General features: G+C 42.9%; 17 protein-coding genes and 1 tRNA gene. 12 read left to right on the top strand and 6 right to left on the bottom strand.

Translation table 11 applies throughout. The features are described 5' to 3' along the window. Positions 1-56 precede the first annotated feature (56 nt). The 7 genes from G625_RS0102050 to G625_RS0102020 all read left to right on the top strand — a co-directional run bounded on the left by G625_RS0102050 (position 57) and on the right by G625_RS0102020 (position 7,708). Complete coding sequence (locus G625_RS0102050; protein WP_029199797.1) at positions 57-1,085, top strand: ACP S-malonyltransferase; 1,029 nt, start codon at positions 57-59, stop codon at positions 1,083-1,085. Then, positions 1,082-1,831, top strand: a complete 750-nt coding sequence (fabG, locus tag G625_RS0102045) for a 3-oxoacyl-[acyl-carrier-protein] reductase (protein ID WP_330364939.1) — start codon at positions 1,082-1,084, stop codon at positions 1,829-1,831. The genes G625_RS0102050 and fabG overlap by 4 nt, the downstream gene beginning before the upstream one ends. A gap of 168 nt (positions 1,832-1,999) precedes the next feature. Continuing rightward, positions 2,000-3,241: a beta-ketoacyl-ACP synthase II gene (fabF, locus tag G625_RS0102040; RefSeq protein WP_029199795.1), complete on the top strand. Its 1,242-nt coding sequence runs from the start codon at positions 2,000-2,002 to the stop codon at positions 3,239-3,241. Between the two features lie 27 nt (positions 3,242-3,268). After that, positions 3,269-3,730: a 3-hydroxyacyl-ACP dehydratase FabZ gene (gene fabZ, locus G625_RS0102035; RefSeq protein WP_044931236.1), complete on the top strand. Its 462-nt coding sequence runs from the start codon at positions 3,269-3,271 to the stop codon at positions 3,728-3,730. A gap of 83 nt (positions 3,731-3,813) precedes the next feature. Next, the gene (locus tag G625_RS0102030) at positions 3,814-4,278 is read left to right on the top strand and encodes a MarR family winged helix-turn-helix transcriptional regulator (protein ID WP_029199793.1); all 465 of its coding nucleotides are present in this window, start codon (positions 3,814-3,816) and stop codon (positions 4,276-4,278) included. Positions 4,279-4,582: 304 nt separating this feature from the next. Next, complete coding sequence (locus G625_RS0102025; protein WP_029199792.1) at positions 4,583-6,076, top strand: tagaturonate reductase; 1,494 nt, start codon at positions 4,583-4,585, stop codon at positions 6,074-6,076. Between the two features lie 141 nt (positions 6,077-6,217). After that, complete coding sequence (locus G625_RS0102020) at positions 6,218-7,708, top strand: UxaA family hydrolase (protein ID WP_029199791.1); 1,491 nt, start codon at positions 6,218-6,220, stop codon at positions 7,706-7,708. A 79-nt stretch (positions 7,709-7,787) separates the two neighbouring features. Here G625_RS0102020 and G625_RS0102015 read toward each other — a convergent pair whose 3' ends face one another. Continuing rightward, complete coding sequence (locus tag G625_RS0102015; RefSeq protein ID WP_029199790.1) at positions 7,788-7,991, bottom strand: hypothetical protein; 204 nt, start codon at positions 7,989-7,991, stop codon at positions 7,788-7,790. Between the two features lie 415 nt (positions 7,992-8,406). On the opposite strand from G625_RS0102015, the gene G625_RS0102010 reads away from it, so the two are divergent. After that, complete coding sequence (locus G625_RS0102010) at positions 8,407-8,637, top strand: HPr family phosphocarrier protein (RefSeq protein ID WP_029199789.1); 231 nt, start codon at positions 8,407-8,409, stop codon at positions 8,635-8,637. Positions 8,638-8,748: 111 nt separating this feature from the next. Continuing rightward, positions 8,749-9,300, top strand: coding sequence for a M48 family metallopeptidase (locus G625_RS0102005; RefSeq protein ID WP_029199788.1), 552 nt, complete (start codon positions 8,749-8,751; stop codon positions 9,298-9,300). Positions 9,301-9,457: 157 nt separating this feature from the next. On the opposite strand, the gene G625_RS0102000 is transcribed toward G625_RS0102005, so the two are convergent. The 4 genes from G625_RS0102000 to G625_RS17925 form a co-directional block, all read right to left on the bottom strand. Continuing rightward, positions 9,458-10,996: a D-alanyl-D-alanine carboxypeptidase family protein gene (locus G625_RS0102000; RefSeq protein WP_242826574.1), complete on the bottom strand. Its 1,539-nt coding sequence runs from the start codon at positions 10,994-10,996 to the stop codon at positions 9,458-9,460. Positions 10,997-11,036: 40 nt separating this feature from the next. Beyond that, entirely contained in the window at positions 11,037-13,217 is a 2,181-nt protein-coding gene (locus G625_RS17930; protein ID WP_044931233.1) for a sensor histidine kinase, read from the bottom strand. Further along, positions 13,214-13,924: a response regulator transcription factor gene (locus tag G625_RS0101990; RefSeq protein ID WP_029199786.1), complete on the bottom strand. Its 711-nt coding sequence runs from the start codon at positions 13,922-13,924 to the stop codon at positions 13,214-13,216. Before G625_RS0101990 ends, G625_RS17930 begins: the two co-directional genes overlap by 4 nt. A 257-nt stretch (positions 13,925-14,181) precedes the next feature. Beyond that, positions 14,182-15,312: an SH3 domain-containing protein gene (locus G625_RS17925; protein WP_049895584.1), complete on the bottom strand. Its 1,131-nt coding sequence runs from the start codon at positions 15,310-15,312 to the stop codon at positions 14,182-14,184. A 139-nt stretch (positions 15,313-15,451) separates the two neighbouring features. Between G625_RS17925 and trmB the strand changes: the two genes are divergently transcribed. The 3 genes from trmB (at position 15,452) to G625_RS0101970 (ending at position 18,233) form a co-directional block, all read left to right on the top strand. Beyond that, positions 15,452-16,105 (top strand): tRNA (guanosine(46)-N7)-methyltransferase TrmB, encoded by a 654-nt coding sequence (trmB, locus tag G625_RS0101980; protein ID WP_029199785.1) that lies wholly within the window; start codon positions 15,452-15,454, stop codon positions 16,103-16,105. A 147-nt stretch (positions 16,106-16,252) separates the two neighbouring features. Then, positions 16,253-16,325: transfer RNA gene (locus tag G625_RS0101975), tRNA-Lys, on the top strand. Positions 16,326-16,622: 297 nt separating this feature from the next. Continuing rightward, positions 16,623-18,233, top strand: a complete 1,611-nt coding sequence (locus G625_RS0101970) for a C40 family peptidase (protein WP_029199784.1) — start codon at positions 16,623-16,625, stop codon at positions 18,231-18,233. A 256-nt stretch (positions 18,234-18,489) separates the two neighbouring features. On the opposite strand, the gene G625_RS17920 is transcribed toward G625_RS0101970, so the two are convergent. Continuing rightward, a complete protein-coding gene (locus G625_RS17920) occupies positions 18,490-19,422 on the bottom strand; it encodes a LysR family transcriptional regulator (RefSeq protein WP_044931229.1) in 933 nt (310 codons plus the stop codon). Positions 19,423-19,632 lie beyond the last annotated feature (210 nt).

Here is a 19,632-nt window from a genome sequence, read left to right as displayed (position 1 = left end):
AAAGGAGAGTCAAACGGGCAGGAAAACTGTCCCGCTGACCCGGAGGAGAGAAATAAATGAAGACAGCATTTTTATATGCAGGACAGGGAAGCCAGCATGCCGGTATGGGTGCAGACCTTTACCGGGACTATCCTGAGTTCCGCAGAATATTTGATGGAGTTTCAGAGAAATTACAGAATCAGAATCCGGATGATAAGAACTATGATCTTTGTCGTCTTTGTTTTGAAGATCCTGATGGAGTGATCAATGAAACCAGATACACACAGCCGGCTATGGTAGCATTTGCCTGCGGTGTAACAGAAATACTTAAGGTTCATGGCATCCGTCCTGACTATGCTGCCGGGCTTTCCCTCGGTGAGTACTCTGCACTGGAGGCTGCCGAAGTCATGGATGCCGATACAGCGGTTGATATGGTGGCATATCGCGGAAAGAAGATGGCAGAAGCAAGCGAAGGTGTGGATTGCGGAATGACAGCCGTGCTTGGAATGGCGGAAGCTGACCTTGAGGAATGCTGTGAGAAGGTCAGAACAGAAACCGGAAAGGTTGTTTCCATCTGTAACTACAACTGTCCGGGACAGATCGTTATAGGCGGAGAGACAGAGGCTGTTGATAAGGTAACCGAGCTTGCAAAGGGTTATGACAAGGTTCGCTGCATTCCTCTCAAGGTATCAGGACCTTTCCACACAAGCTTTATGTCAAGTGCCGGAGATGCACTTCAGGAGTATTTCAAAAATATCCGTATGAACCGTCCTAAATGCACTGTTATGTTCAATTACCTTGGCGGTGAATCAGAGGCAGTTACCGAAGCCATAAACTCAACAACTGCAACAACCGCAGCAGCATTCCGTAAGGAAATTCCCGAGCTTCTTGTAATGCAGGTTCAGAAGCCTGTACGTATGGAAGCTATAATCAGAAATTTGTTTGAAAAGGGCGTTACGGATTTTGTTGAGATTGGTCCCGGACATACACTTGGCGGTTTTGTAAAGAAGGTTGCCAAGGATATGGAAATTAAGGATTTCAACATTTGCTCAGTGGAAACCTCTGAGGAAGTAGAAAAGCTTATTGCAGATAAAGAGAGTGTATGATGAATAATTTAAAGGATAAGACAGCTATAGTTACAGGTGCTTCAAGAGGTATCGGAAGAGCCATCGCTTTGGAGCTTGCCGGAAGAGGCTGTAACGTTGTTGTAAATTTCGCAGGTAATGAGGCAGCTGCCCTCGAAACAGTAAAGATGTGCGAGGAGGCAGGAGTAAAAGCCGTAGCCATGAAGGGAGATGTTTCCGATGAGGCAGCGGTTAACGAGATCGTTACTGCAGCACAGGAGCAGTTCGGAAGCATTGACATCCTGGTAAACAACGCAGGTATCACAAGAGACAATCTGATGCTTCGGATGAGTGCCGATGATTTTGATGAGGTTATCTCAAAGAATCTTCGCGGAGCCTTCCTTATGACAAAGTATGCCGGAAAGATCATGCTGAAGCAGAGATCCGGACGCATCGTAAATATCTCATCAATCGTAGGATTACATGGAAATGCCGGTCAGGCCAACTACTCGGCATCAAAGGCAGGAATCATCGGTCTTACAAAGACAACTGCCCTTGAGTATGCAAGCCGCGGTATTACGGCCAATGTTATCGCCCCAGGCTTCATCGATACGGATATGACAAAAGCATTACCGGATAAGGTAAAGGAATCAATGCTTACACGTATACCCGCCGGAAAGTTCGGTGAGCCTGAGGATATCGCAAAAGCCGTAGCCTTCCTTGCATCAGATGATGCCCGCTACATCACCGCCCAGGTGCTGGGTGTTGATGGGGGTATGGGAGCGTAGGAGTTTTGCATCGGCAAAACTCCGGAGCGAACTGGCCAGAGCGGAGCTCTGGTCCCGAAGGGATCAGAAACGGTCTACCCAAGACCGTTTCTGACCGGCGGAGCGCCAGCGGGTACGGCCAAGTAGAATATTTCACGAAGCAAATATAAATACAGAATGGAGTATGTCATGGAGAATAAGCGAAGAGTAGTTATAACAGGAGTAGGAACCGTAAACCCCACAGGAAATACTGTGGCAGAGTCATGGGATAATATCCGTCATGGAGTATGCGGAATCGCACCTATAACACATTTCGATACAACAGATTTCGTAGTAAAGCTTGCAGGAGAAGTAAAGGATTTTGACCCTTCACAGGTTATAGATCGCCGTGAACAGAAACATTTATCACGTTTCACTCAGTTCGCACTTATCGCTGCAGAAGAAGCAATTTTACAGAGCGGCATAAAGGATACCAATGAGTATGATGTATCCAGAATCGGTGTAATCATCTCTTCAGGTATCGGTGCACTTGATACCATCGAAGTAGAGCATAGCAGAGGTTTAAACCATGGCTATGAGAGAGTTTCACCTTTCTTTATCCCTATGTCCATTTCCAACATGGCAGCAGCCAATGTGGCCATACGCCACGGTTTCAAGGGAATGTGTACCTGTCCTGTAACAGCCTGTGCCGGTGGATCAAATGCCATCGGAGACGCCTTCCACAGAATAAGAGACGGATATGAGGATGTTATGGTTGCCGGTGGAACAGAGGCAAGTATTTCTCAGCTTGGAATAGGCGGATTCAGCAGCATGAGAGCCCTCAGCCAGGCAACAGATCCAAATCGTGCAAGTATTCCCTTTGATGCTGAAAGAGGCGGTTTCGTAATGGGAGAAGGCTCGGGAGTCCTTGTAATGGAGGAAAGAGAGCATGCATTAAACAGAGGGGCAAAGATACTTGCAGAGATCGTTGGATATGGTGCCAACTGTGATGCATTCCATATCACAAGCCCGAATCCGGAAGGAGAAGGCGGCGCAGAGTGTATGCGTCTTGCCATAAAGGATGCCGGAATTGATGCTTCGGAAATCTCTTATATCAATGCTCACGGTACCTCAACTCATCTTAACGATTCCTGCGAAACCAAGGCTATCAAGGCTGTATTTGGAGAGAATGCATACAAGATTCCTGTTTCTTCAACAAAATCCATGACAGGTCATCTTCTCGGAGGAGCAGGCGGAGTTGAAGCTGTATTCTGTGTAAAGGCTCTCGAAGAAGGATTCATTCCTGCAACAATTAACTACAAGACACCGGATCCGGAGTGTGACCTGGATATAGTTCCTAACGAGGGAAGAAATGCAGACCTTAAGTATGCATTAAGCAACTCACTCGGATTTGGCGGACACAATGCCTGCATCATTTTTGCAAAAGCTTAAGGCAGACTGAGAGTGTCAGGAGGAAATATGGCAGAAGAATTAAAAGCTGAGGAAAGAAAGCCTCAGGAATTAGGCATCGAAGAAATAAAGGATATAATACCTCACAGATATCCCTTCTTACTTATAGATCATGTTAATGATTATGAACCGGGAAAATTTGCTGATGCCACAAAATGTGTCACAGTAAATGAACCGTTTTTCCAGGGACATTTTCCTGAGTATCCTGTTATGCCGGGAGTGCTCATAATCGAGGCATTGGCCCAGACCGGAGCAGTAGCCCTTTTAAGTATTCCTGAAAACCGGGGAAAGATAGCCCTTTTCGGAGGTATCAAAAATGCACGTTTCAAGCGCCAGGTAAGACCCGGTGACGTACTGGAACTTCATTGTGAACTTACCAGGATGCACGGACCTGTGGGAATAGGTACCGCAAAGGCAACTGTTGGCGGCAAGGTAGCTGTAGTGGCTGAGCTTACATTTGCAATTAAGTGAGATTGTTATGAAAAGAAGCCTGACGGATTCTTTTGAACCGCTCTAATTTTGTATAAATATTTGTTATATTAAGGTGATTTGATATGCTTAGCAAGACGGTAGAAGAACTATATAATCGATTCAGAGTGCATTTTTATATTCAGGTATTTTCAAAAGGAAACACTTTGGATGATAACCTTACGTCAGTAGAGGCCTTCAGTCTGGAATGCATAAAGGCTCTTGGTGAGCCAACTGTGGCAGAATTTGCTAAAATGATGGGGATTTCTGCACCCAATGCCGCCTATAAGGTAAATGCCCTGGTGCAAAAGGGTTACATCGAAAAGGTTCAGTCTCAATCTGATCACAGAGAATACTTTTTGAGAACAACATCAAAACTTAATGAATACAATAAGAACAGCTATGAGTTTCTTAAGAAGCTGGTTGAAAGATGTGAAAGCAGATTTTCCAAGGAAGACATTGAAAAGTTCGATAATATGCTGGGAACCATCATTGAAGAAATGGTTCCGGAAGTAGACCCAAGTCACTTTAAGAAGAGCGACAGAAAATAGATTGATATTTTGATCGTAAGACCGTTTGGAACATTATGTTTCGGACGGTCTTTTTTCGTGATAATGCAGTCACCCTGAACCCGGAAGGATTTTTTTCGGGCTTGGATACCGTATGAGTCCGGTATCAGTACATATGTTACAAAAGAACCTTATTATAATATTTCAAAATTACTAATTGACATCCCAAGATAAACAGAATATATTAAATGTAAGCGCTTACAGAAACGACAAGAGCTTTATTTCAGGAACATGTAAGCTTTTACATCAAATTATAAATTATTTATCTGAAAGGGGATAAGTTCAAATGGAAAAATTAAACTATCAGGTACTTGAGAAATCCGGCTATCAGGGTTACATCCTTAAGGATGCACCGGTTAAGGTTATGCAGTTCGGAGAAGGAAACTTCCTCAGAGCATTTGTTGACTATTTCTTTGATATGTCCAATGAAAAGGTCGGCTGGAACGGCAAGGTGACTCTTGTACAGCCTATCGCCTCAGGTCTTACTGAACTTATCAATGAGCAGGAGGGTCTTTACACCCTTTATCTTCGCGGATCGGAGAATGGTCAGAAGGTAAATAACAAGAGAGTTATCTCTGTATGTAAGGATGCTGTCAACCCTTATACAAAGGAAGGCTTTGAGGCACTTCTTGAGCTTGCCAAGTCAGATGATCTTGAATATGTAGTATCAAATACAACAGAGGCAGGAATCGTTTACGATGCAGATACAAAGTTTGATCAGGAGCCTCCCGTATCCTTCCCCGGAAAGATGACAAGGATCCTCTTTGAGAGATTCAAGGCCGGAAAGGGCGGACTTGTGGTTCTTTCCTGCGAGCTTATCGACAATAACGGTCAGGAGCTCAAGAAGATCGTTAACCGTCACATCGATGAGTGGAATCTCGGAGAAGATTTCAAGAAGTGGGTAAATGACGAGGTACTTTTCTGCTCAACACTTGTTGACAGAATCGTTCCGGGCCGTATGCGTGATCCTAAGGAAGTTGAGGAGATCGAGAAGGAGAATGGCTACACAGATCCTCTTACAGATGTAGGTGAGGTATTCGGTGTCTGGTACATCGAAGGACCTAAGGAGCTTGAGGACAAGCTTCCGTTTAAGAAGGCCGGTGTAAATGTTCACGTTGTTCCTGAGGTTGCTCCATACAAGAAGAGAAAGGTTCGCATCCTTAACGGTGCACACACAGGTTTCGTACTTGGTGCTTATCTTGCAGGCTTTGACATCGTTCGTGACTGTATGCATGATGATGTGGTTAAGAACTATATGAACAAGATGCTTCAGGAGGAGATCATTCCTATCCTTCCTCTCGATAAGGAGGATTGCGAGAAATTTGCGGCAGCTGTTGAAGACAGATTCAATAACCCATTTGTAGATCACCAACTCATGAGCATTTCTCTTAACTCAACTTCAAAGTGGAAGGCAAGAAATATGCCGTCATTCCTTGAGTATGTTGAGAAGTTCGGAAAGCTTCCTGAGGTTCTTGCAATGAGCTTTGCAGCTTACATCGCTTTCTACAGCAATGAAGTACAGCGTCGTGAAGAGGATGGACTCGTATGCAAGCGTCCTGCAGGAAACGAGTACAAGATCCAGGATGACAAGGAAGTTCTCGATTTCTACGAAGCACACAAGGCAGATGATGTGAAGACACTTGTTCACGCAGTTATGTCCAATGTTGACTTCTGGGGACAGGATCTTACAGCAGTTAAGGACTTCGAAGAGACAACAGTTAAGAATCTTACTCTTATAAGAGAGCAGGGTGCCAAGGCTGCATACGCATCAGTACTGTAAAAGAAATTATCGGATGCGATCTTTTAAGGATCATCCTGAGAAGATGCGCCAGGATTTTAAATAAGTGATTTATACGACGTCAGTCTTTTGTGAAATGACATTTGCGAAAAGACTGACGTTTTTTAGAACAGGAGATATGAAATGTCAAAAGCAAAGGTAGTTCATATAAATGCAGAAGACAATGTTGTGGTTGCCATCGCTCCCATCAGTAAGGGCATGGAGATACAGGTTGATGACATTGACATAACTGCAGCTGAAGATATCCCTCAGGGACATAAGGTGGCTGTTAAGCCTATTAAAAAGGATGAGCAGGTCATTAAGTACGGTGTTTCCATTGGCCATGCAACTAAAGATATTGAGACAGGACAGTGGGTACATACTCATGATATGGCAACCAACTTAAGCGGTGAGGTGGTTTATACTTATAACCCCGCTGTACCGGAGAAAAAAGAAATGCCTGTTGAGACCTTTGAAGGTTTCGTTCGTCCTGACGGAAAAGTCGGAACACGTAATGAAATCTGGATCATTCCCACTGTAGGGTGCGTTAATGATGTGGCAAAGCACCTTGTGGAGATGAATCAGGATATTGTTAAAGGCTCCATAGAGGGGCTTTATACCTATACACATCCTTTCGGATGTTCTCAGACAGGCGGAGATCATGCCCAGACTCGTAAGGTGCTTGCAGACCTTGTACGTCACCCCAATGCGGGAGCTGTACTTGTACTTTCCCTTGGATGTGAGAATCTCACACATGAGCAGTTCCTTAAGGAGCTTGGTGAGTATGACCCCGAGAGAGTAAAGTTCCTTACCTGCCAGGAGGTTGAGGACGAATTTGAGGCAGGATCAGAGCTTTTACATGAGCTTGCGGAGTATGCAGGTAAGTTTAAGAGAGAGACTGTAGGTATAGATAAGCTTGTACTTGGTATGAAGTGCGGCGGATCGGATGGTCTTTCCGGCATAACTGCGAACCCGACTGTAGGAAGAGTATCCGATATGATCGTTGCTCAGGGCGGAACCACAATTCTTACAGAGGTGCCTGAGATGTTCGGGGCAGAGAGTATGCTCATGGACAGATGCATTAACAAAGAAGTCTTTGAGAAGGCATCAAATATGCTTAATGGCTTCAAGGATTACTTTATAAGCCATAATGAGGTGGTTTACGATAATCCGTCTCCCGGTAACAAGGAGGGTGGAATAACCACACTTGAGGATAAATCCTGCGGATGTGTACAGAAGGGCGGAAAGGCAGCGATTTCAGATGTTCTTTCCTATGCTGAACCGGTACATACCAAGGGACTTAACCTTCTTTACGGTCCGGGCAATGATCTTGTTTCCAGTACAAATCTTACTGCAGCAGGATGTACAGTTATCCTTTTTACAACAGGAAGAGGAACACCATTTGGAGCACCTGCACCGGTTGCCAAGATTGCTACAAATGACAGGCTTGCGGAAAAGAAAAAGAACTGGATAGATTTCAATGCAGGACCTGTGGCTTCAGAAGGTGAGTCAGTGGATGATGCCGGAAGAAGATTGTTTGACTTTGTTAAAGAGATTGCCTCAGGAAAACAGACTCAGGCGGAAAAGCATGGCTTCAGAGAGATATCTATATTTAAGGATGGGGTAGTCCTGTAAGAACCATTCACTGTGGGTTTGGTTCTGTAAAATAGAAAAGAGAACCTGAAACGGCAAAACCGTTTCGGGTTCTCTTTTATTATGCACAAATATTATAAATGATGTTCTTATCACAGTTGATCTGAACCACCTGACTGATGTCGATGGTACCGTTAGAGATCATTCCAAGAAAAGTATTTACAGAAGTGTTTGTCATCTCGATATCAAGATGGGAATTAACACGGTAAACGCTGATCTGATGATCTCCGTTAAGATGTGATAGAACTGAATGAATTCTATCCATATTATCCCCTCCTTATTCAGTTTTCAAAGTGCTGAATATGTTCCGGATGCAACCGGAATTATTGTGCAAACTCTATATACAGGTGAAAATTATAGCACATTATTCCAAAATGTCATAAAAAAATTTAAAAGTAAATAGATAATGCACAATGTATTATAGGATACACGAATTACGCATGACATTAAGAACAAAAAATCAGCGGGAGCCAAATGATGTTTTATTTAAAAAATTTAAATTATTGAGAGGCAAGGTAATTGTAAAATTAAATTCAAAATTATTTCATTGCAATTTAAGAATGAAGGTGTTATCATCGTGCAAACCGATTGACAGACAGCAGAGTGTAAGTATTTACTGAGATTTTAAGTGATTATTTGGGATTAGTTTTTATTTTTGCAGATTTCAGGAGGAAAAAGCGATGAGTGAATTAAACATTATGATTCCAAATCGTGAGGCAGTAGGAGATTTCGTAGCATTAACATCAAAGCTTCCATACGAGATGGATCTTGTTCAGGGGTCAAAAATCGTTGATGCAAAATCAGTACTTGGAATAATTTATATGGGCCTTGGAAAGGTTTTGAACCTTAAGGTCAGAACAGAGAATCTTGCGGATGCAAGGGTTTCTCTCAAGGACTATATTGTTGAGTGATCCGCTTAAATCGTTAAAAGCGCTCGGATTGGGAGAATTCCCGGTTCGGGCGTTTTTTGTATCCCTGCTCCATGATAAATTATGTTAATATAAAAACCGAGGTGTAAGGAAATGCAGATAGAAATACAGAGATGTAACAGAAAATCGGTGGTGATCACAGTCAACAGTAAGGCAGAAGTGATCATTAAAGCTCCATATAATACAACTAATGCTGAGATACAAGAGATTTTGCAAAAAAGGGCAAAATGGATCAAGGATCATGTGGATAAAGTCAGGAAAGAAAGAGAGCGGGCAAAGAGCGTTGAACCGCTCAGTAACGAAGAACTAAGCAAATTGGGAGACAAGGCTGTGGAGTACATACCAAAACGTGTGGAATACTTCGCACCCAAGGTTGGAGTTCAGTATGGCCGCATAACCATAAGGAACCAAAAGTCCAGATGGGGAAGCTGCAGCTCCAAAGGTAATCTGAATTTTAACTGCCTTCTTATGCTGACACCTCCGGAGATAATAGATTACGTAGTGGTACATGAGTTATGTCACAGAAAAGAAATGAATCATTCCTTTCAGTTCTGGGCACTTGTTGAAAAGGTTTTACCTGATTACAGGGAAAGACGAAAATGGCTTGATGAAAATGGCGGAGTGATAATCGGACGTATGGAATAAAAAAGGCACTGCAGAATCGCTTTGTTTAATGGATGCAAAACAATTCCGCAGTGCCTTTTAGTACCGAAAAAGTGCAGTTGTCAGGGGAGTGATCAGCTCTGACATCTGCATTTGTTTATATGTCCGGGATTTTCAATCCCGAAGGCCGTGAGGCTCTTTATTTTTTAGGATATTTTTTTCTTGAGCGGCTGTTTAAAAGCATATCTCTTCGTATCTTCTGTGCCTTTGAAAGATCTCTTGTATGCTTGAGCATCCGGGATCTTCGTCTGTTATTGGCATATTTTTCTCGTAGTTCAAACAGGAAGTAAACGAGAAAGATAATTCCTGCAATGAGAGCGATAGACCCGAGTATCAGCAGCAGTTGTTTGATGGGTTTGGATATTTCCAGGCGTCCGTCCTCGTTGTTTATCACTATAGGCGCATGTTTTTCCTGAGCCTCAGGATGTTCGGTTCCTGAGTTGGAAACCGCATCGGATTCATTACTGGTTATACTGATGGTTTCAGGAATTGTTTCTTCCTGCAGTTTCACAGCTCCTGTTTCTGAAGCTTCTTCTGCCAGCTGCCTGCTGAGTTTGGTCTTCAGAGAATTATCGCTTAATTTGATATATGCTTTTCCTACTTCCCTGTCGCCGTAACTATAGTCGATACGTGCGAAAGAACCATCACTTTTTTCTTCGTCACTAAGATCATAGGTAAGAGTATCCGTAACAGCATCGATGTTATCCCCTTTAGGGACTGTTATATGATATGAAGGAGAGATATCGAAGCCTATTGAGTCTATAAGCTGAATGCCATAAACCTTCATATTGCTGGAGAGCTTGTTCAGATTCTTATCATTGCTCCTGGCACTTATGGAATAGAAATTATCATAGCCAAAATCAAAGAGTTTTTTGGTATCTGAGTACTGTGCACTATGACCGTTAAGTATCACAGCGATAAGAGTCATGCCGTCTCTTTCACATGCCGTAACCAGGGTATTACCTGCCAATGTTGTATAGCCGGTCTTTCCTGCGAAAACTCCGGGATAGTAGTCCGAATAGCTTTTTCTCATCATATGATGGTGGGCGTAAACGGTATTCTCGCTGTCATCAACATTGGGATATTTTGTTATGGGTGCATGTGTATAGGCCTGGGTTGCATCAATGCTTCGGAAGGTATCATTTTTGATGGCATACTGCATGATCTTTGCATAATCGTAAGCGCAGGTATAATGCTCCGGATCGTTAAGTCCCGATGGATTGACAAAGTGAGAATTAACACATCCAAGCTCCGCGGCTTTTTCATTCATCAGATCTGCAAATTTTTCATTGGTTTTTGAAATATATTCGGCCAAAGCATTGGCACAGTCATTTGCTGAATGAAGCAGGAGGCCGTAAAGACAGTCACGCACAGAAAGCTTGTCACCCGGAACCGCACCGATGATGGTTGAATTGGGTTCCAGATTCGTATTTACCGCTGCATAGGAAAAGGTGACCTTGTCTTCCAGATTATCACAATTCTCAAGTACCAGGATCGCTGTAAGAACCTTTGTTATGGAAGCCGGATAATAGGCGGTGGTTGCATTCTTTTCATAAAGTACGGCACCGGAATCGGCATCAATCAGGATTGCACCGTCTGATACGATATCAAAGTCAGCCTGAGGCCATCCTTCGGCATAGCACCTTGAGGTGATAATGAAGACGGAGGCAAGGGTCATCAAAACCTGCTTACACAGCTTATTTTTGTTTATAAAGGATTTAATCTTTTGTATCATTTGCTTCTTTCACAGCCTTTTTCAGGACTACGGATGCTTTATAGAGATCTCCGTCAATGCTTATAACAAGCTCTCCGTTCATAAGCTTTGTCAGGCTCTTTGCTATGGAGAGTCCGAGACCCGAACCCTCGGTTGTACGGCTTACATCGCCTCTTACAAATCTCTCCGTGAGTTCTTCGGGAGAAATGTTAAGTGGTCTTGAGGAAATGTTTTTTATGGTGCAGGTTGCTGTATCCGAATCATCATCCTCGGTGATATCCACGTAAACTCTCGATTCACGAAGAGCATATTTACAGCAGTTATTTAAGAGATTCTCGATAACTCTCCAAAGATGTCTTCCGTCGGCAGAGATCATAACAGGATGCTCCGGGTAATTGAGTATCACTTCAAGCTTTGCGGCATGGGTCTTGTCTTCAAATTCTCCAAGTGCCTGTTCAACTATTTCGTTGTAATTGATATCCGCAAAGTCTATCTTGACATTTCCGGAGCTTGCCTTACTTGCTTCAACCAGATCCTCCGTCAGGGTTTTAAGTCTGGTGGATTTCTGGTCAAGAACCTTTATATACTCCTGAACTCTCGGGTTATCTATTTCCTCACGTTTAAGCAGGTCTACATAGCTTATTATGGAAGTCAGAGGTGTTTTCAGGTCATGGGAAACATTGGTGATAAGGTCTGCCTTTAAACGTTCGGACTTAACCTGCTCATCAACTGCATGACTCAGACCCGTTGCTATGTGCCAGGCATAAAAATCAATTGACAGAATGATGAGAAGTATCGCAAGGGCAAGCAGTAAAGCATTGAGACTTGCCATTTTATAGAAACGGACGAAAAGGAAAATTATCATTGCAAATGCCAAAAGGTTCGGCAGAACAAACAAGAGATAGCTGAAGAGCCTGGAGGTGGTTTTCTCGGCACTGAAGATGTAATGCCCGAAAAGATCACATATCTTTTTCAGCAACGATGATTTCCACAAGCGCTCTGCTTTATAATTTCTTATTAGCGAAAACAGCATCGGAACAAACACGATGTACTTCAGGAGAAAGCTTAATGCCGATGTCCAGAAATCCCAGTTGTTCAGAACACCGATAACATTTTCCAAAGACTCAAGAAACTGCGGCGATACCATTTCTGCGATAAAGCCCCAGATAAAGAATGCTGAAACAATTATCTCTGTGGGACAGTGATCAATCTTATAAAGATGGATCTTTTTATCTGCTTTGTCCTCGCTTTGTCCGGTTTTAAGGGCAAGATATACAAGAGATGAAATCGCCGCTATAGAGGACAGTGAAAGCACCAGGAGTCCTGATATACTTGAAATCCTTCGGCTGTTATAAATCTCTGCATTTTCTTTCAGGATATCATCATTGGGAAATGAGGTATCTATGCCAACAGAATAGTGGTATTGTGAGCTTTCTGACTGAAATGGATTTCTGGCCTGTAAAAGCGGGATAAGGTTTTGGGGAATGTTTCTGAAGCTTGTGGATACCTGGAGTGAGTTGGAATCCGCATAAGCAAAACTCGGCAGGGAACGTATATCATCTTCAGTCCGTTCGGTATCGTTTGTGAAAACCACTTCCTTACCCTTTGAGGTATACCGGATATTAAAGAAGAAGTTGGTTGCACTTTTATCGAACTCATTTTTTACCGCATAGTACCTGGCCAGATATGTTAATGCTTCTTCCGCGAGAGCTCCGAGAGACATCTGACCGTCTGTGGGGCTGGTTTGTTTATAATTGGGAAGATAAGCACGATATTGAACTATTATCTGATGATTGAGTTCATCATCTTCCTTTGATATGGTTCTGGATCCGTCATTTTTGAGACGATTCCAGGAATCAAAATAATAGCCCATGGATCTGGCATACTGTATGAGATAATCGAGGGAGTAGGATACATTCTGTCCCTGTATGTCAGCCTGAGCTATGATGAGACCAAGGTCCAGCTTTCCGTTTTTTTCAAAAATATCCGTGAGCTGAACATAGTCGAAAACATCCGTCATCATCTCATTTACCTGAGACTCGTAGGAGACGCTCTTAATATAATCCGGCTGACGTACATACTCCAGGGCTGATCCCTCCGCAGCACCGAAGGTTAAGACACCGATGCTGCAGATTATAAGGATTATCGAGACAAAATTAATTATTGTAAGGATGATTCGTTTCATGATTTGGCAGAGTCCTGTTTTTCGATTTTATAGCCTACACCCCAAACTACCTTAAGATATCTCGGTTCACGGGGATTTATCTCGATTTTTTCACGTATATGACGTATATGGACAGCTACAGTATTGTCTGCACCGATTGCTTCCTCATTCCAGATGGAAGTATAGATGTCATCAATAGAGAAAACCTTGCCGGCATTCTTTACCAGGAGAAGAAGGATGTTATATTCGATAGGTGTCAGCTTTACGGCATTGCCATCAACGGTAACCTCCTTTGTATCGTCATTCATCATGAGACCTCCGCAGGCATAAATGTTTCCGTTGTCAGCCTCTCCGATGTTTCCGAGCTGGGTATATCTGCGGAGCTGTGACTTTACTCTGGCAATAAGCTCAAGAGGGTTATAAGGTTTGGTGAGATAGTCATCTGCCCCCACATTAAGACCGAGGATCTTGTCATTGTCCTCACCCTTTGCGGAAAGCATGATGATAGGTATGGAACTGGTCTCCCTTATTTTTAAAACGGTATGAACTCCGTCAAGACCAGGCATCATTACGTCGATGATGAGAAGATCCACCCTGTGCTGTTCCATGATCTCCAGAACATCATAGCCGTCATAAGCTTTGAGGACGTTGAATCCTTCTCCGGTAAGATAGATGGAAATGGCTTCGACGATCTGCTTGTCGTCGTCGCATACAAGAATTGTCTGCATATAAAAACCTCCTGTTGGTAGGTGAAGTAGGTATCTGTAGATACTAATAAACTACATTATTATACATTATTGGTCTATTCAATGCAAAGAAAGTCAGAAGAAACTACCCGGGATTTTACGGGATTTTTAATCCCGGGAGCAACGATTCTTTGAAATCCAGCGGGGACGGTTCTCGCCGGAGAGAACCGTCCCCGCTGGATAACTCTGAAATATAAAAAGCTTCCGGCGAACCGGAAGCTTTCAATCGTTATAAAGAATTATGCTTCAGAGGCAACAGGCTGAACAAACTGCTTGTTAAGGTATGCATCGCGGCCATTGTAATCTATCATGATCCATTCGTCTCCGGCATCACCCTTATAAGTTACCTGAACGCCTGCGTCAAGAACATCCAGAACCTCACAATCTGTATTGGGCTCTGTACGAACCTTTACACCTGTGGTTGTTACCCAGACAGATGCAGCTGCTTCAGTCTCGGGAGCTGCAGTTTCCTCGGGAATAGCCTCAGCGGCAGCTGTTGTTTCCATAACTGCTTCTGTTGTTGCAGCAGGAGTTGTCTCGATTGTGGACTTATCGGAACCTCCCATTATTATCTTTATAAGGATAATAAGAAGTATGATACATGCGATAGGAATAGCAAACTTCATGATATTGTACATATCAAGAGAGCTGCTTCTTCTCTTAACTCTGCGTGAAGGCCTTCCGTCTCTGCCCGGAGACATCCGTCTTTCCTGATTTCTTGTGACACGTTCACTGTCACGAAGCGGTCTTGTGGGACGTGAAGTACGTTTCTGGGATGAGCCTCTTCCTGCGGAGCTGTTTGACAGAGGAATGTCTACATTACCAATGTTACTTACGAAGGAAGGTGTGCTTCCGGTGGATGTGCCGGATAAATCTTCGGGATTCCGGAAATTACTTTCCACTGCTGTTTCATCAAAGGCATCTGCATTATCTTTCGGGGCATCACCATATTCATCGGAAGCCTGTGCAGCCTCTCTTATGTTCTGGGTGTAGGAAGGAACAGACTGTCTGGAATCGGAAGCCGAATCCATGTAAACAGCAAGTTCATCACGGATGAGAGAAAAGGAATCATTGGCAGCCTGTGATGAGGCTTCACCGGATTCCGCACGCTCTCCATATAAACGTATGGTGTGATAGTTGTTTCTTGTTTCTTCGGAAATAAGATGATTGTTATAAAGCTGATCTATGTCGTTTTCAAGATTGTTGGATACCAGAACGGCTTTATCGATCTGTAAACGAACCAGAGTTTTAAGGATGCTCTTATCGAGGATCATAGCCTCGGAATACTGTCCATTCAGGATACTCTGCTGAGCCTTGTTAAGATCACTTCTTATATTGCCCCAAATACTGGTTTCTCTCGGTGTTGGCATAAAAACCTCCTTAACGGAAATTAAATCATATCTAGTATACTCAATTTCAAAAGTCACTTCAAGGGAAGCGGGTACAGACTTGATGAAAAAAAGAATCTATGTTAAACATAGTAAAAATATAAAATGAAAGGTATTTAAGATGAGATTAAGACATATAACGGGATCTGAAGATTTTGTGGCAAATTCGGAGTATGTAACACATGATCCGGAGCAGAATAAAGGAAAGTGGAAAGAGTATTTTGGAAACGATAATCCCATAAGGATCGAGATAGGAATGGGAAAAGGACAGTTTATCGAAAAGATGGCTGCAGAAAACAGGGATGTTAATTTTATAGGTATAGAAAGATATGACACAGTAATATTGAAAGCAATAAAAAAGAGGGAAGCTCTTGAGAGTGAAGGCGTAAAGCTTGATAATCTCACATTTATCTCAATTGATGCCAGGATGCTGGCAGAGGTTTTTGCTCCCGGTGAGGTAGACAGGATTTATCTTAATTTTTCAGACCCGTGGCCTAAGGACAGACAGGCTAACCGGCGTTTGACAAGCCCTGTTTTTATGAAGATATATAAGGAGTTCCTCAAGACAGACGGTCAGCTTGAATTTAAAACAGATAACATGGGACTCTTTGACTATTCTCTTTTATCTATTCCCGAATCGGGCTGGAAGCTTACTGCTGTAACGAGAAATCTTCATAATGACTCAACTATGAACGAAGGAAATATCATGACTGAGTACGAAGAGAAGTTTTCGGCAAAGGGTAATCCTATATATAAACTCATAGCTGTACAGTGATTTGAAAAGAAACGGTTCAGACGGTGGGCCATGGGGACTGTTACAACCGAACAAAAAAAACAGGATGAAAAAATTTTAAAAAGTTGTTGACAAGAACCGGCTGATTGTGTACTATAAACAAGCGCTCAAAAAGAGCGCAGTAAACATGCACCTTTAGCTCAGTTGGTAGAGCAGCGGACTCTTAATCCGTTTGTCCAGGGTTCAAGTCCCTGAAGGTGCATTTTTTGTTGCTTAAAACATATAGTGTCAGTATAAGGAAGCCGGAGCCCGTGAGGACTTCGGTTTTCTTTTTTGAGGTTATCCACCGGGGACGGTTCTCGCGGTTGAGAACCGTCCCCGGTGGATTTCTTTTGATTCTTATTGTTTTGTAAGAATAAAGTAACATGAATTTAGAATGCTGATGTTATAATCATATAGTTTAAGAAGTAGGATGATACAAAACTGCCCATAATTAATAATAGTGTGAGATACGCGCAAGGATTTTTCTTTTGGGTGAGTCACTACAGAAAGGAAATTTATGTTCAATCGCAGTTTTTTAAGGCTTACATCACTGGCATTGGCAGCAAGTATGCTGGTTATGACAGGATGTGAACAGCAGATAAGTGAATCTGTTATTGCAGAAAATGAATCGGAGATAGTGGTTACAACAGCACCGGAAACCGAGGCTGTTGAATATGTGGCTGCATTGGGAATCAATTCCAATGTATTGCCCTCTATAGCGGGAGTAACAGTAGACGATGCAGCTGAAGATCTGGCACCGGTTAACCTTACGGTCGGAGTCATTAACTCAGTTGTAAGGGATCTCCAGCAGAGACTCATGGATCTCGGATATATGGATCCCGATGAACCCACAACCTATTATGGTGATGCAACATCTCTTGCAGTACAGTATTTCCAGAGACAGGCCGGGATGGCTATGGATGGAATCTGCGGTGTGGAGACCTGGGATGCGATCATGTCTGACAGCGCTCCGCATTATGCATTAAAACTCGGTTTTCAGGGTAATGACGTAACTCATGCCCAGTACCGTTTATATAACCTCGGTTATCTCTACAATGCTTCCGATATAAACGGAACCTACGATGAAAAAACCATGGAGGCTGTAAAGAAATTACAGGAGATGAACGGACTTACCGTAGACGGCATTTACGGAACCAGCACATACAACCTGTTATATTCAGATGAAGTAAAGGCCAATATTGTTGCCTTGGGTGAGCAGTCCGAACTTGTTAAAAAGTATCAGCAGATTTTGATAAATCTCGGTTATCTTGAGGGTGAGGCAGACGGTAACTTCGGTCTGGGAACACAGAATGCCATCAAAGCATTCCAGTCAAGAAATGACCAGGTTGTGGACGGATATCTCGGTCCCGATACAAGAGCCGCTTTGGATGATCCCAATGCTATTCCATTTGCTATGCGTCTCGGAGAACAGTCCGATTCAGTTAAGGAATTGCAGGAATATCTGGTTAAGTACGGATATCTTGATTCGGATAAGGCTACAGGTTACTTTGGTGAACTTACAAAAACAGCGGTTGCCAATTTCCAGAGCAAGAACGGACTTACTGCAGACGGACTTGCGGGAGCCAAGACCATATCACTTCTTCACAGCGGAAATGTAAAGAAGAATACAAAGCAAAGCAGCACTTCACAGAGCTCCACAGGAAATACCGGAAACACGGCTGCAACTGTTCCTGCAAATACAGGAACCTCAGCTCCTGTTTCGATACCTCAGACTTCATATGTAGGAAACGGTGGAGCAACAGTTTCAGGCTCAGCGGCCAACCTCATTGCTATAGCATCCTCCAAGATCGGATGTCCTTATGTATGGGGAGCAAAGGGACCTAACAGCTTTGACTGTTCAGGATTCGTATACTGGTGTCTGAATCAGGCCGGTGTAGGTGTTTCCTACATGACATCCTCAGGATGGAGAAATCCCGGAAGATTTAAGCAGGTATCTTATAACGAGCTTCAGGCAGGAGACATAATTGTAGTTTCAGGCCACGTTGGTATCGTAGCCGGAGGCGGAACAATCATCGATGCTTCATCTTCAAACGGACGTGTAGTTCACAGAAATCTAGGAGCATGGTGGGCAAATCACTTTATCTGCGGCTGGAGAATCTTCAGCTGACAGGTAAATAACCGCTGAGTGCTTAGATATAACAAACATATAACACGAAAGGTCAGAAAGGCCGGTTTTTATTACGCTATACTGACTTAAAGACCCCGGTCACATCAGAAAAGATAATTCTGATGTGACCGGGGTCTTATTTTTTATTGTAAAAACTGTTGCTGCTAATGTCTGCTTATTTAAAATCGCTTCTTGAGAGTTGATGCTGCGTATCAATCTTACAGAAAATTGATACAGGATTTGAGCGGCTTTGGAATTACTGTTCTTTTTCAGGGGAGTAGGAGTGGAGAAGCTCCCTTCTGTTGGATTCACGGACAAAGGTTTCTATAAGCCTTATGGCAGCCGAAGAAAGGTTTCGGGAGCTGTCTATGGCAAGACAAAAAGTCCTTTCGGGAATGGGCTCCAATAAAGGAATCCTGTATACGAGTTTTCTCTCCAGTGCATCCGCGGCAAGAGCTTCAGGATAGAATCCGATTCCCAGATCGTTTTCCACCATGGGAAGGATCTGATCTGTGGATGAAGCTTCAAACTCAGGCTGAAAAGTAAGCTGATGATTCAGAAAATACTGTACATATAATTCTCTTGTTCCGGTATCACGTCCGACACTGATGAGGGGATAGGTGCTGAGCTCTCTCAGAGACATGGGTTTTTCTGATAGGTGCTTCAGAGATGGACCAACGATAGGTATCTCCCTGAAATTAAATAAAGGTTCCATAGTCAGAGGGGCACGAATGGTAAGAGGAGTGGTAATAAGTGCAAAATCCGCAATGCCATTCTGAAGAGATACTATGGCCTTGGGTGTGGCATGATTTGATATGCGAATGTTTATATCCGGAAATTTGGTTTTAAAATCTCTAAGTACTGGAAGCAGAACTATCCTGAGGGCATTCTCCGATGCCGCTATGGTTACCTGTCCGCATTCAAGATTGACATCTTTATTCAATTCCTTTTCGGCCTCATCTATCTGTTCAAATGCTATGGACACATGTTCAAAAAGCTTCTGGCCATTGGGGGTAAGTGTTATACCGCGTTTACCTCTTTGCATAAGCTTACATCCCAGGTTTTCTTCAAGATTATTCATGGCTCTGCTGACATTGGGCTGGTTTGAGCCAAGCATCCTTGCAGCCCTTGTAAAGCTTTTGTAGGTACCTACAAAGTAAAAGATTCTGTAGTAATCAAAAGAAATCATAATATTCTCCGATATTTTGCCGAACAAAGTAGAGTACAGGGTCGTGCTACAATTATGACGAAAAAATAATCATTCCGAACAAATATATATATAAAAACAAAATCGAAATACAGCTCTGTTTATGATGTAAAAGAAACAATTATTATAAAAAGATATATAAAATTATATAACAAAATTTACAATACATGTCAAATTGATATAGATGACATG

The organism is Oribacterium sp. NK2B42 (assembly GCF_000424445.1).
Classification (GTDB): Bacteria; Bacillota; Clostridia; order Lachnospirales; family Lachnospiraceae; genus Oribacterium.
The sequence above is the reverse complement of the archived record's forward strand: the minus strand, read 5'-3'. Positions and strand labels throughout refer to the sequence as shown.